At 64.0% G+C, this 13,020-nt stretch carries 15 protein-coding genes; 13 read left to right on the forward strand and 2 right to left on the reverse strand.

Features of this window, described 5'->3' with window-relative positions; translation table 11 throughout:
- Positions 1-303: 303 nt before the first annotated feature.
- The 3 genes from WBQ77_RS07515 to WBQ77_RS07525 are packed head-to-tail and all read left to right on the forward strand — an operon-like array spanning position 304 to position 2,388.
- Entirely contained in the window at positions 304-1,053 is a 750-nt protein-coding gene (locus WBQ77_RS07515; RefSeq protein WP_424045230.1) for a YebC/PmpR family DNA-binding transcriptional regulator, read from the forward strand.
- 21 nt (positions 1,054-1,074) lie between these two features.
- Positions 1,075-1,497 carry a diacylglycerol kinase gene (locus WBQ77_RS07520; protein WP_424045228.1) on the forward strand — a complete coding sequence of 141 codons (423 nt, stop codon included), beginning with the start codon at positions 1,075-1,077 and terminating at the stop codon, positions 1,495-1,497.
- 39 nt (positions 1,498-1,536) lie between these two features.
- Entirely contained in the window at positions 1,537-2,388 is an 852-nt protein-coding gene (locus WBQ77_RS07525; RefSeq protein WP_424045226.1) for a glycosyltransferase family 2 protein, read from the forward strand.
- A gap of 170 nt (positions 2,389-2,558) precedes the next feature.
- On the opposite strand, the gene WBQ77_RS07530 is transcribed toward WBQ77_RS07525, so the two are convergent.
- The gene (locus WBQ77_RS07530; protein ID WP_424045224.1) at positions 2,559-3,206 is read right to left on the reverse strand and encodes a hypothetical protein; all 648 of its coding nucleotides are present in this window, start codon (positions 3,204-3,206) and stop codon (positions 2,559-2,561) included.
- A gap of 194 nt (positions 3,207-3,400) precedes the next feature.
- On the opposite strand from WBQ77_RS07530, the gene WBQ77_RS07535 reads away from it, so the two are divergent.
- The 3 genes from WBQ77_RS07535 to WBQ77_RS07545 all read left to right on the forward strand — a co-directional run bounded on the left by WBQ77_RS07535 (position 3,401) and on the right by WBQ77_RS07545 (position 5,648).
- Positions 3,401-4,120 carry a response regulator transcription factor gene (locus tag WBQ77_RS07535; RefSeq protein WP_424045222.1) on the forward strand — a complete coding sequence of 240 codons (720 nt, stop codon included), beginning with the start codon at positions 3,401-3,403 and terminating at the stop codon, positions 4,118-4,120.
- Complete coding sequence (locus WBQ77_RS07540; protein WP_424059621.1) at positions 4,117-5,391, forward strand: ATP-binding protein; 1,275 nt, start codon at positions 4,117-4,119, stop codon at positions 5,389-5,391. The genes WBQ77_RS07535 and WBQ77_RS07540 overlap by 4 nt, the downstream gene beginning before the upstream one ends.
- Positions 5,392-5,453: 62 nt before the next feature.
- Positions 5,454-5,648 carry a hypothetical protein gene (locus WBQ77_RS07545; protein ID WP_424045219.1) on the forward strand — a complete coding sequence of 65 codons (195 nt, stop codon included), beginning with the start codon at positions 5,454-5,456 and terminating at the stop codon, positions 5,646-5,648.
- A 30-nt stretch (positions 5,649-5,678) separates the two neighbouring features.
- Here the strand turns inward: WBQ77_RS07545 and WBQ77_RS07550 are convergent, their stop codons facing one another.
- Positions 5,679-6,620 carry a hypothetical protein gene (locus WBQ77_RS07550; RefSeq protein WP_424059623.1) on the reverse strand — a complete coding sequence of 314 codons (942 nt, stop codon included), beginning with the start codon at positions 6,618-6,620 and terminating at the stop codon, positions 5,679-5,681.
- 164 nt (positions 6,621-6,784) lie between these two features.
- Between WBQ77_RS07550 and ruvC the strand changes: the two genes are divergently transcribed.
- The 7 genes from ruvC to tilS all read left to right on the forward strand — a co-directional run.
- Positions 6,785-7,372 carry a crossover junction endodeoxyribonuclease RuvC gene (gene ruvC, locus WBQ77_RS07555; protein ID WP_424045232.1) on the forward strand — a complete coding sequence of 196 codons (588 nt, stop codon included), beginning with the start codon at positions 6,785-6,787 and terminating at the stop codon, positions 7,370-7,372.
- On the forward strand, positions 7,369-7,986 hold the full coding sequence (gene ruvA / locus WBQ77_RS07560; RefSeq protein ID WP_424045215.1) for a Holliday junction branch migration protein RuvA: 618 nt from the start codon (positions 7,369-7,371) through the stop codon (positions 7,984-7,986). The genes ruvC and ruvA overlap by 4 nt, the downstream gene beginning before the upstream one ends.
- Positions 7,983-9,020, forward strand: a complete 1,038-nt coding sequence (ruvB, locus tag WBQ77_RS07565) for a Holliday junction branch migration DNA helicase RuvB (protein WP_424059625.1) — start codon at positions 7,983-7,985, stop codon at positions 9,018-9,020. Before ruvA ends, ruvB begins: the two co-directional genes overlap by 4 nt.
- Positions 9,017-9,475, forward strand: a complete 459-nt coding sequence (locus WBQ77_RS07570; RefSeq protein ID WP_424045212.1) for a YbgC/FadM family acyl-CoA thioesterase — start codon at positions 9,017-9,019, stop codon at positions 9,473-9,475. The genes ruvB and WBQ77_RS07570 overlap by 4 nt, the downstream gene beginning before the upstream one ends.
- Before the next feature lie 117 nt (positions 9,476-9,592).
- Complete coding sequence (locus tag WBQ77_RS07575; protein WP_424045210.1) at positions 9,593-10,321, forward strand: MotA/TolQ/ExbB proton channel family protein; 729 nt, start codon at positions 9,593-9,595, stop codon at positions 10,319-10,321.
- An 877-nt stretch (positions 10,322-11,198) separates the two neighbouring features.
- Entirely contained in the window at positions 11,199-11,759 is a 561-nt protein-coding gene (locus WBQ77_RS07580; protein ID WP_424059627.1) for an OmpA family protein, read from the forward strand.
- 51 nt (positions 11,760-11,810) lie between these two features.
- Positions 11,811-13,020 (forward strand): tRNA lysidine(34) synthetase TilS (tilS, locus tag WBQ77_RS07585; protein WP_424059629.1); only part of this gene is annotated, 1,210 nt, incomplete at its 3' end.

A 13,020-nucleotide genomic window follows, 5' to 3' on the forward strand; every position in this document is an offset into this window, starting at 1 on the left:
GAAATCGACGCCGCTGCGATGCATGTTTACGCTCGCTGGCAAAACATGGGTGTGACGGAACTGGATATCCAGGATCTGAACACCCTTGAGAGGCGCACGCAGGGCTTCGACGATAACAACCTGTTCCTGCTTGGTGGGATGATCTTCTTCTAGGCCATTGGCCCAGACGACGAAAATCAGGAAGCCGCCCTTCGGGGCGGCTTCATTTTTGCCTAAACACCTCTTGCCCGCCAAACCCCCAAAGCTACAACCAAATCCCCAAGGACTTGACCGCTGAGGGGCGAAGCGACTAGGGAACAGGCCATGGCAGGCCACTCCAAATTCAAGAATATCCAGTTCCGGAAAGGGGCTCAGGATAAGAAGCGCGCCAAAGTCTTCTCGAAGCTCGCGCGCGAGATCACCACGGCAGCGAAGCTGGGCATACCCGACCCGGCCATGAATCCGCGGCTTCGGTCCGCGATCCAGGCGGCGCGGGCCCAGAATATGCCTAACGACAATATCGACCGAGCGATCAAGAAGAGCCAAGAAGCGGGCGGCGACAATTACGAGGAAGTCCGTTACGAGGGCTTCGGTGTGAATGGCGTCGGCGTCATTATCGAGGCGCTGACCGACAACCGCAATCGCACCGCAAGCGAAGTACGCTCCATCTTCTCAAAGCATGGCGGAAATCTCGGCGAAACCGGTGCTGTGTCGTTTAATTTCGACCGCCTGGGCGCCATCCAGTTCGCTCCGGAGAAGGCGACGGCCGACGACATGTTGGAGGCGGCCATCGATGCCGGTGGTGACGATGTCGAGACGACCGAGGAAGGCCACACGGTCTATTGCACGCCCGATGAGCTGCATCAGGTCGGCAAGGCGCTCGAGGAGCGGTTCGGAGAAGCGGCGGTGCTGCAAATCCTATGGCGCCCCAAGCTCGAAGTGCCCATCGACGAAATGGCCGGCGAGAAGCTCTTGCGCATGATCGACGCGCTGGAAGATTCCGACGACGTACAGCAAGTATACGCGAATTTCGATTTATCTGAAGAGGCTCTGCAGAAGCTCACGGCAGCCTAGGGCTGCGAAAGGCAAGGATCCATGTCCGGCCCCCGCGAAGGTGCCTCCCACCGGCCTGTACAGGGACAGACTGCGTTACCCGGCAAAGGCGGTCTCGTTCGCATCGGCCGTGCCTTCCAGAATACGCTCGGCGGTTTTCGCGAGGGGCTGGCGACGGAAGCGGCTATCAAGCAAGAGGCGGCGTTGACAGTCGCGGCCCTGCCGGTCTCGATCTTTGTTGCCGACAATCTATGGGTTTGGGCCGCGTTGATGGGGAGCTTCGTCCTGCTCCTCGCCGCCGAGTTTCTCAACACGGCCATCGAGCGACTCTGCAACCACGTTCACCCCGAAAGGCACGAAGCCATCAAAGTCACCAAGGATCTGGCCTCGGCAGGGGTTTTCTGCGTGATCGCCTTTACAACCATGATCTGGATTTTGGCGATCATCGACCGGTTCTTCGTGTGAGAGAGTAAACCTTCAGTCAATTTAATCCCTAGGCGGCGAATGACGACAGCGGACACAAGCACTTGGCAGGTTCGGGACTCCGAGACCGTCATCGTGGGCAACGAGGCGTTACTGGGTCAGACCCATCAGATCGTCGCCATGACACGGATGCGCAACGAGGCGCTGATCCTCCCCGACACGCTGGACTATCTCGCAAGACACGTGGATGCGGTTATCGCGTATGACGACGCCAGCACGGACGAGACGGTCGAACTTTTGCGGGCGCACCCCAAGGTCGCGCTGATCATTGCCAATCGGGAGTGGGAGCGGAACGTCGATGCGCGCAAACGTGCCGAAGGGCGTCATCGCGGGCTGTTGCTCGACATGGCGCGGGCGCAGTTGCCGCATGACTGGATGTTCTGTTTCGATCCGGACGAGCGCGTGACCGGCGATTTGCGCGGTACTGTCGGCAGGGTCGATGAGGATTGCGACGCGCTGCGGGTCCGGCTGTTTGACGCCTATCTGACGACCGAGGATCAGGCCGCCTACACGTCCGACCAGGCGCTGATAGATTTCCGTCGCTTCTACGGCCCCGAGCAGCGCGACATTCTCATGTTTTGGCGCAACCACGAGGGCATCCGCTTTGCGGGGGGCGATGGGCGCACGCCCCGGGGCATGACCTCCGTCGAGACAGATCTCTACTGCCAGCACTACGGCAAGTCGCTGTCGGTCGAGCATTGGGAAGAGACGTGCGACTACTATGTGCAACACTTCCCCTACGAGACCTATGGCGCCAAATGGGAGGCGCGTAAGGGGAAGGCGATCCACACAGAGTCTGATTTTGGCAACGCGCTCCATAAATGGGGTGAGGCGTTGTTCGCCAATGCCGTGGCGATGCCGGTTGCCAAATAGGAGCCGGCGAACCAACTAGGACCCGAAGAACCAAGCCGGTCCCCAGATCCAAATTGGACACGACGAAAAGGCGGGAATCCATGGGGCTCCCGCCTTTCGCGTTCCTGGCCGCAATCGGGGAGGGTGGCCAGGAGGTTCGGCTAGGAGAGCAGCCGAAACCCATGTGACGTCTAAGTGTCGTCGTCCTCGTCGTCCGGTCCATCAGGCGCGGCTTGCGGCGCCGGACGAGCATAGGGACCAGGCTTGCTGTGCTTACCGCCACCGTGTTTCCAGCCATGGTGGCGTGCCATACGGGCCCGGAAGCGGTCCTCGATCTGCGTGACCTTTTCCAACTGCTCGGGCGTCAGCGTGGTCCGCAGCTTGGCGACGGCCGCATTTAGCTTCTCGGCTTCGCCTGCGCGCTCGATCGTGCGGTTGGCAAGTCCCTCGGCAAACGAGAACGGCTCCGCCGTCTGGCCTGGCGCCATCTTGGCGGGACCTGCGGGGCGCTTGAACGACGGCTTCATCGTCGCCTGCAGCGCATCGGTGAAGTCGCGCCAGTCGTCAAGCTGGTCGGCCCGAATGCCGATCTGCGTCTCCATGGCGGCCAAGCGCTCTGCGAGACGCTCAGGGCCGCGCGGACGGTGGCTGTATTTCCCGTGCTTGCCATGTTTCCCGTGCTTGCCGCGCTGGCACATCTTGCCCTTGGGGCCATCGCCATGCGACCCGGAATAGGCCAGAGCGCGGTCGGGGCCGGCGGCCATGGTGACGGCTGCGAGCCCGGCCACGCTCAAAGCGCCGGCAACGGCGATCGTCGCAAGTGTCTCGGTCAGCTTCATGTGACTAACATCCTTGTCTGTTGCAGCTGTACCGAGATGTAAGCCCTATTCGTTGCGGTGCTAGGTCTGGGGCGTATCGGAAACTTTCCGGACCAGGCAATTTTGTGTCGAAACATTGCTGGGGCCGCCGCCATGCGCTTTCGTTACAACATCGCTCTCGTGAGCGACGCCGAGAGGGGTTAGAAGACGCTCCCATGACAACGCCTCCTCGCATTCTCGTCGTCGATGACGACCCCGAGATCCGGAAGCTCCTGGCCCGCTATGTGGAGAGTCAGGGGTTCCGCGTGCTGTTGGCGGCCAGTTGCCGGGAGCTGCACGAGCAATTGGCGACCCATCACGTGGACCTCGTCGTACTCGACGTGATGCTCCCGGACGGATCGGGGCTCGATGCCTGCCGCGACCTCAGAGCCAGCCGCTCGAACGTTCCCATCATTCTTCTGACCGCGCTCAAGGAAGATGTGGACCGCATCATCGGTCTAGAGATCGGGGCTGATGATTATCTCGGCAAGCCATTCAATCCGCGCGAGCTGATCGCCCGGGTGCGGGCCGTCTTGCGGCGGCGCGGCGACTTCCCGGCCGAGGTGCCGGTGCAGAAGGTCTACCGGTTCGAGGGCTACATGGCCGATCCCCAGACCCGCCGTGTCACCGGTCCGCAAGGCGACGTGGAGCTGACCGGGGCGGAGTTCGATCTCCTCAACACTTTTATGGAGCGGCCGGGACGCGTTCTCTCGCGAGACCAGTTGCTCGACCTCACGCGCGGGCGCGAGGGCGACGGGTTCGACCGGTCCATCGATGTGCTGATCAGCCGGCTGCGGCGCAAGCTTGGCGGCAGGGGTACGCAGTTCATCAAGACGGTGCGCAACGGCGGCTATCAGCTCGCCGTGAAGGTCGACTCCGAGGACGGTCCGGAGTGAACACGCTTCGCGTCAAAATCGCGATCCTGCTCGTGCTCGCGATCGTCTCGGTCATGGCGCTGATGACGTTCGTGCTGTTCCTGCTGCTGGGGCCGCCGCCCCGGTCCGGCCGGGCCCTCGATGTCGCCGCGCAACAGGTGGCCTTGGTCGCGGCCCTGGCGGCGAAGGCGCCTCGCTCGGTCGAGCTTCTCGACGAGCCGCGCGGGCATCCCTATCGCCGCACGACAAAGGCCTTGCGTAAGAAGCTCGAGGAGCAAGGGCACAACATCGACGTGATCGTCGCCCGTACGCACCGATGGCGCCGGGGGTCGCTGAATGTCTGGATTCGGCTTGAAGATAGGGGCTGGTTCGGCATGCCCATGACGCGGCTGCCGCCCCAAGGCGTGCCCTGGTGGGCGCTTCTGCGCTGGCTCTTCCTCATTACGGTCGGCGCCACGGCCGTTGCGGTTTTCGTGTCGATTCGCATGGTGCGCCCTCTTGTCTTCTTGGAGAATGCGGTCGCGTCAGTTGGCCCTGACGGTGTGATGCCGGAACTGTCCGAGAAGGGTCCGGCGGAGGTTCGCGCCACTGCACGCGCGCTCAACTCTCTTTCGGCGCGGCTGAAGCGCGCGATGGAGAGCCGGATGCGGCTCGTGGCGGCGGCCGGCCACGATATGCGCACGCCCATCACCCGCATGCGGCTTCGTGCCGAGTTCGTGCCCGACGAAGAGGAGCGGGAAAAATGGCTCAACGATCTCGACGAGCTGGAACGGATTGCCGACAGCGCGATCTTGCTCGTGCGTGAGGAGATGGGCGCGGAGGCACCAGAGCGGCTCCGGCTGGATACGCTTGTTGAGAGTATCTGCAAAGATCTGAAGGAGCAGGGCTTCGACGTCACCTTGGCGGGTACGCAGGCGGTCACCGTTTTTGTGAGCCGGTTGAAGCTGAATCGCGCCTTGCGCAATCTTATCATCAACGCGACAACCCACGGGGTGCGCGCGCGGGTCGGCGTGACCGACGATGGGACGATAGGCCGGGTGACGATCGAAGACGACGGCCCGGGCATTCCCGAAGCGGTGCTTGGTCAGGTCTTCGAGCCGTTCTTCCGGGCCGATCCGGCACGGCGTCAGAACATCCCAGGCGCCGGGCTCGGGCTCACCATCGCCTATGAGATCGTGACGCGGGCGGGCGGTGCCATCCAGATCGTCAACAGGCCAGCCGGCGGCCTGCTGCAGACGGTCTCTCTACCCGAGGCGCCTGAGCCGGAAGCACCGGACACAGACAGCGCTTGAGAATTGTCATCAACGCGATGAATAGTGGCGCAACGCAATCGATTGTGGGCGGGAGGATCCGGATGCGCGTTTTTTTCCTGATGGCAGTGAGTGTGGGATGCGGGCTTCTGGTGACGAGCCCGAGTTTTGAGGAAGACGAGTCGGTCTGCTATGAATGGTTTGGCGGAACGGGCAGTCCCAACGCCGTCGTCTTCGGCCTGCTCGACCATACGACCACCCGGACCAAGGACCTCAAGGCGCGCTTCCTCGACCGGTAGAATGCTCAGTCGTCTTGCGTTCGCGCGAACTTAAGCGTGATAGGGCACGGGCAGTCGGTTTCCGATTGGAGCGATGCAGGCAAGTGCCGTGGTTGGCCGGAGGATCAAGTCGCAGCCGGCGGGTCCAGTCGCGGGTCTTGCTGGCACGGCGGTGCCCGGCATGTATTCCTGCAGGTGCCGGCGGAGTTCCGGCACGATGCGAATAATCCACGCCGAGAGGTCGAACTCTAGCAGGATCGCCTGGTGGCGGACCTGCGCCGCCGCGTGCGCACTAATAAGCCGGCCCTGGATCGTCCCGCGATGAAGCGTCTGTCGAAGGCGCGCGATAGACTGAGATCCCGCGATTGTCTCCGCAAGCTGCTGTTGTGCCAGTGCACGTCCGCGCCGTGCGCATAGCTGCATTCGGGTCAGTCCGGATGCCGCCCTTCGGCGCATGGGGGCGGCGCGCCGCACGAGTTCGGCCATCCCCTCGGCATAGGCGGCCGATACATGCCACCGGAAGACGTATCCAGCCTCCTCAGAGGCCTGCACCGACCATTGGAAGCCGAGCGTTGCGGCATCGGTTGCGCGCTGCGTGAATTCGGGGGTGCGCCGCGTTACCCAAGACCAAGCCCCAGATGCCGTCTCGGCTGCGTGGCGGGAGGCCGTACGCGCCCGTGGCGTTGCCCAGAGCATGAAAGCCAGCGCGCGCCGCTTCGACAGCCGCGTCAGGACACGGCCTGCCGTGTAGGCGGCGCGGGCGCCCCGTCTGGTCTTTTTGACCGCGCGTTGTCGTACGAGCGCGAGGCGCTCAAGCAGGCGCTGGCGGCGCAGGCGCTCGGCCCGCAGCCGTTCGTCGCGATGGTAGGACTCAAGCCAGCTATGATGCTTGCTGAGATCGTCCAGCGTGGTGGCAATCAGGCGCCTGGAGCTACCAATGCCCTCCTTGGCCACCTCCACAGGATCGACGATCTCGCGCATTGCACCGGCCATGCCGGTTCTCCCCCTTCAAGATACGCGCCCATTAAGACACGCGCGCTCCAAGACGCTTGGCGGGCCCCCGGCCGCATTTCGCTTGTGCGCCCGGTGAATAGACACGTACTCGCGACTCTCAACGCTCTCACATGCCGTATGTTCCCTTTTCGATGGGATTTTCGATGGTGCGGGCGTCCTGCCATCGCCCTGCGCTGTGCTACGATTCGCCCATGAGGGGCGCGATTCGCATCATCGGCATCGACCCAGGCCTGCGGCGCACGGGTTGGGGCGTGATCGACACGGACGGGGTGAAGCTCGGCTTCATCGCCTGCGGGTCGGTATCGTCGGACGCGGCGGAAAACCTGGCGATGCGGCTGCGGCAGATCTTCGATGGACTCTCTGGCGTTCTGGCGCAGATGACCCCTGAGGAAGCGGCCATCGAGCAGACCTTCGTCAACCGGGACGGCGCCGCCACGCTGAAGCTCGGCCAGGCCCGCGGCATCGCCATGCTGGTGCCGGCGCTCGCCGGGCTGACCATCGCCGAATACGCGCCTAACGCGGTGAAGAAGACCGTGATCGGCGCGGGCCATGGCGACAAGGACCAGATCCGCGCCATGGTGAAATATCTGCTCCCGCGCGCCGAGCCCGATAGTGCCGACGAGGCCGATGCGCTCGCCATCGCCATCACCCATGCCCATACGCGTAGCTGGTCTAAGCTCGAAGAGGCTGTTGCGCGCGCCGAGGTCCGCGCCCAAAGGACGGCGTCATGATTGGCAAGCTGACGGGTCTCGTGGATTCAGTCTCATTTTCGACGGCGATTATCGACGTCGGTGGCGTGGGCTACGAGGTTACCATGGGCACGCGCCAGCTTTCCGCGCTGCCGCCGGTGGGCGAGACGGTCTCGCTCGCCATCGAGACGCATATGCGCGAAGACAGCGTCCGGCTTTATGGCTTTGCCGCCGAGCATGAGCGCGCCTGGTTCCGGGCGCTGCAGACCGTGCAGGGCGTGGGCGCCAAGGTGGCGCTGGCCGTGCTCGGCTCGTTGACCGTGGCGGACCTCGCCAATGCTGTGGCGCTGCAGGACAAGGCTCATGTGGCCAGGGCCCAAGGCGTGGGACCTAAGGTTGCCGCGCGGATCGTCGCCGAGTTGAAGGACAAGATGCCGGCGCTCGCACCGGCAATTTCCGTGCCGGGCGCAGCCCCATCCCCCGTGGCTGAGCTTCCTGAGGGTCTTGCCGCGCGCGACGCGGTCTCCGCGCTGACCAATCTCGGTTATGCCCATGGGGAGGCCGCCGCCGCCGTGAGCGCCGCTATCCGCCTGGCGGGCCAAGATGCGGGCGCCGCGGAGCTGATCCGGATCGGCCTGAAGGAGTTGTCGCAATGACCGAGCGTGTTCTGGCCTCGGCGAAGCGGGACGACGACCAGCCGGAAGCCGCGCTCCGGCCGCAGACGCTTGCCGAGTTCATCGGCCAAGCGAAAGTCCGGGCGAATCTCAAAGTCTTTGTCGACGCCGCGCGCGCGCGGAACGAAGCGCTGGACCATGTGTTGTTCGCAGGGCCCCCGGGTCTTGGCAAGACGACACTGGCGCAGATTGTGGCCCGCGAGCTCGGGGTTAATTTACGGGCGACCTCGGGACCGGTGATCGCCAAGGCAGGCGATCTGGCCGCGCTGCTTACGAATCTCGAAGAGCGCGACGTGCTGTTTATCGACGAAATTCATCGCTTGAGCCCAGCCGTGGAGGAAATTCTCTATCCGGCCATGGAGGACTTCCAGCTTGACCTCATTATCGGCGAGGGGCCGGCGGCACGCTCGGTGCGGATCGATCTCGCCAGGTTCACGCTGGTCGCGGCGACCACGCGCACGGGACTCCTGACCACACCGTTGCGCGAGCGCTTCGGCATTCCCATCCGGCTCATGTTCTACGAGTTAGGCGAGTTGCAGGAGATTGTGCGTCGGGGCGCGCGGCTCTTGGGGCTGCCGCTTACGGACGACGGCGCGCTGGAAGTGGCGCGGCGCGCACGCGGTACGCCGCGCGTGGCGGCACGTCTGTTGCGCCGGGTTCGCGACTTCGCGTCTGTGCAAGGCGATGGCGCGGTGGATGCGGCGCTTGCCGACAGCGCCCTGTCGCAGCTCGAAGTGGACGCGCGTGGGCTCGACGCCTTGGATCATCGTTATCTCAGACTGATTGCGGTGAACTATGGTGGCGGGCCCGTGGGTATCGAGACCATCGCCGCCGGGCTTTCCGAGCCGCGCGACGCCATCGAGGAAATCATCGAGCCTTATCTGTTGCAGCAGGGCTTCATCGCGCGCACCCCGCGCGGCCGGGTGCTCACGGGGCAGGCCTTCGAGCATCTGGGCGTCACACCGCCGCCGGACGCGGCCCAAGGCACGCTTTTTACCGGGGGCGAGGACCAGTGAGCGATTGGCCCGATCTTGCCGGCCGTATCGAGGGGGATACGCATATCCTGCCCGTGCGCGTCTACTTCGAGGACACCGACTTCACCGGCCTCGTCTATCACGCCAATTTTCTGAAGTTCTGCGAGCGGGGACGTTCCGATTTCATCCGTAATCTCGGTATCGATCACCGGAGCCTCGAGAACCCGGAGCAGGGCGACCCGGCGGTCTTCGTCGTGCGGCGCATCGAGGTGGACTACCTGAAACCGGCCGCTATCGACGAAGTGCTCGAAATCGTCACGCGCTGCGCGAAGATCGGCGGCGCAAAGCTGATCCTTATCCAGGAGGTTCGCCGCGACGGCGTGGCGCTGGCCCGTCTCAAGGTCTCCGTCGTGCTCGTATCCAAGGCGGGGAAGCCCCAGCGTCTGGGACGACTGGTTCGAGATGCGCTTGAAATGTTCGTTAAGGCGCCCGATTGAACCTATGGGCTTTGGACAGAAGATGTTGCGGCGGTGGGGTTTTAAGCGGCCGTTTCCGCGCGCAGTTTCAGCGCACAATGCAATTGGGCATTTTGGGCCGGGCAAAAGAGGCTTGCCATGAATCCGGATGATGCCGCGCTCGCCATTGCCGATCCCTCGTTCGCCGCCCCGTCGGTTCTGGGACTGGTTTTCGATGCGCCTTTGGCCGTGCAACTGGTCACCGCGGTTCTCCTGATCGCCTTTGTCTGGAGCCTCGTCGTCATCGTCCAGAAGCTTTTCCAGTTTGCCAAGGCGCGCAAAGAGGCTGACAAGTTCGAGCAGGTCTTCTGGTCGGGGCAGGCGCTGGACGAACTCTATCAAGCTCTGTCTCAGCGCCGGAACGAGGGCATGGCCTCTATCTTCGTGACGGCGATGCGCGAATGGAAGCGCTCGACGGAAAGCGAGAACGGGGCACCGGCGGCCCGGCCCATGACCGGCGTCCAAGGGCGAATCGAGAAGGTCATGACCGTCGCCGTGTCGCGGGATGTGGAGCGGCTGGGGCGGCGGCTGGGCCTTCTGTCGGCCATCGCCTCGTCCGCGCCGCTGTTCGGCCTGTTCGGGCTGGCTTGGGGCCTCATGTCGGCTGTTCAGGCGGCGGCCGGATCCGATCTCGCCAGTCTTGCGACCATGGCCCCAGGGATAGCCCAGAGCTTGCTGCCGGCCGCACTGGGATTTTTGGTCGCTATTCCCGCAAAGGTGTTCTGCTCCAAATTCGCGGTTGAGGCCGAACGCTATACGACCCGCCTGGACGGGTTCGCCGACGAGTTCTTTGCCATTCTGTCCCGGCAGATCGACTGGGCATCTTAAGGCCTCGTCTGCCGCAGCGCAGCACCGCGCGGGCCACGAGCGGCGGGCTGGCAATCTTCCTTGCAGAACAAGGCTCGTGGCGTTTTCCAACGCGACGCTCGCTCGCGCCCGTGTTTCGGTCCGAGCCGTTTGTGCCGCGGCACATTTTCAGCGGTTGCGGTCCATAACTTGTCAGGCGTTTTTCTTCGATTTGCCGGGATTTTCGGCGTTTGAAGGGCTGTGTGATGAAAATACAATACATGGTTACATTTTATTAACGCGAACCACCCAACGTGGTTAACGGCGCCTTGATTAGCGTATCAGTAAGGGAGAGCCTCCCGTGGATGAACAACGAGATTCGGCGTGGCATTTTCGCATCATCGGCTGGCAAAACAGTCTAGGGACACCAGTCCGATCTTGATCTGATTGCGCCACACCGCTAAACGCAATGATGACTATTGCCGTATTAACCAAAGGAGAGAAGACCATGCAGGGTTTGAAGGGCGTTATCGCCGCTGTCATGCTCGTCGCTGCTGCCGTTTCGCTTGGCGGTTGCTTCGGCCACCACCAAGAGACCGTTGTTGTTGAGCCGTTGAAGCTCGGCTAACGACTAGTTTGGTAGATCCTGCGCGCCTTCGGTGCGCGGATTTGCGGAAACTTCCGAGTTTCCACCACGGGATTTGGGATGCCTATGGCGCTTGAGATTTCAGCGCCGGGGGCATCCTTTTCCTTTTCTGGGCCTAGGTTTTGGTCCGGATCATGGCCTGGACCAAGAGCCGCGCCGCCCCGATTGGGGCGGGGGCTTTTTTGCTTACCCGATGCTTTACCGGCTAACACCGCATTAACGTCTTGGCCTCTAGGCTTGCCCAAAACCAAGTGTGTTTGGGGGTAACCGGTTATGCGTCTGTGCGGTGGCTTCGGCCGCGCCGGCGCCCTAGTGGGCGCATTCTTCCTCGTCTCAGCTCTATCCGCTTGTCTGGCGCCTACGCCCCAGCCGCAAGAATACTCGCTCGGCGCCGCCGGCTCGGGCGATGCCGGGGGGCTTGCCGCCGAGGCGTCTGCCAAAGTCGATGGTGCCGCGCCCAAGTTCGGGTCCGCGGCGTTCGCGGCCAAGGCGGGCGATACGGTCTATTTCGACGGCGACAGTTCGGAGCTGTCTCCGGATGCGAAGGCCACCTTACGAAATCAGATTCGCTGGCTGAAGCGGCATCCGAACTATCGGATCCTCGTGGAAGGCCATGCGGACGAATGGGGAACCCGGCAGCATAATCTGATCCTTGGCGCCGAGCGGGCCGTAGCAGTCAAGCTCTATCTAGAAAACAACGGGCTCCGCACCGCGTCGATTCCTACCATTTCCTACGGGAACGAGCGCCTTGCGGCCGACTGTACGGCTATGTCGTGCCGGTCACAGAACCGCCGGGTGCGGACTGTGTTGACCCCGCCGCTCGCATCGCGCTGACCGTGAGCCGCCCCTTGCGGTGAGCCAAGCCTTGGGCCAATGCTGGCGCTTATGAGCGCGACCCCTCTCGACGCGAGCGAGGCAGACGGGCTCTTGGCGCCGCTCGCCCCCTATTCGCACTATGCGCTTGCCGTCTCCGGCGGGCCGGACAGTCTTGCCCTGCTGCATCTGAGCGCGGGCTGGGCGCGCCGGCACGGACGGGCCGCGCCTATGGTTCTGACCGTCGACCACGATCTCAGGGCTGGGTCCCGGACCGAAGCGGAGACGGTCGGCCGCATCGCGGAGGCACTGGGTCTGCGCCACGCGATCGTGACGTGGCGGCACGGGCCGGTCGAAGCGAGCTCGCAGGCGCGGGCACGCGGGGCCCGCTACGATCTCATGGCGGCCTATTGCACGGCCCATGACATTCCGGCGCTGGTGACCGCCCATCATCTGGACGACCAGGCCGAGACCTTTCTCATGCGGCTCAAACGCGGCAGCGGACTCGACGGCCTGGCCGCGATTCCCGATCGGGGGCGCTGGGCCGGGTTGAGGCTTCTGAGGCCCCTGCTGGATATTCCGAAGGCACGGCTGATTGCGACAGCGGTGGCGGCCGGCCTGCCCTTCGTCACCGATCCGAGCAATGAGGATCCGCGGTTCGAGCGGGGACGCTTGCGGGGGGCCATGGCCGCGCTCTCGGCCATCGGCCTCGAGCCGGCCGCAATTGCGCTCTCGGCACGGCGGCTGCGGCGGGCCCGCTCGGCGCTGGAGTCGACCGTCGATGCGTTTCTCGAAAACCACGGCCAGCGAAGCCCGGCAGGCTATGGGTCGGTTTCCCTGCCGACGTTGCTCTGCGCGCCCCACGAGGTGGCCTTGAGGACGCTGGCCAGGCTCATCGCGACCGTAGGCGGATTATCCGAGCCGGTGCGGCTCGCCAAGCTCGAAGCCCTTTATGCGGCGCTCGCGGCAGACCCGGATACGGTTCAGACCCTGGGGCGTTGCCAGATCGTGCCGTCGGGCGGGCGGCTTTCCATCTTCCGGGAGGTTCGCAGGGCCGGCCTGCCACGGGGTGAGCTGCAACCTGGCGAGCGGATGCTGTGGGACAGTCGTTTTCGCGTGGAACTCGGCACAGGGGAGGCGGAGCCCGTGACGGTCCAGGCTCTGGGCGAGGAGGGGATCTCCACGTTCACGCAAGACGAGGGCTGCACCCTTGCTGTACCCCGCTTGGCGGCGTGTGCACTGCCGGTGTGCCGGCGCGGCAACGGGCGGCTGGTGCTGCCTG

The sequence above is a fragment of the Methyloceanibacter sp. genome, assembly GCF_049590335.1.
GTDB lineage: Bacteria > Pseudomonadota > Alphaproteobacteria > Rhizobiales > Methyloligellaceae > Methyloceanibacter.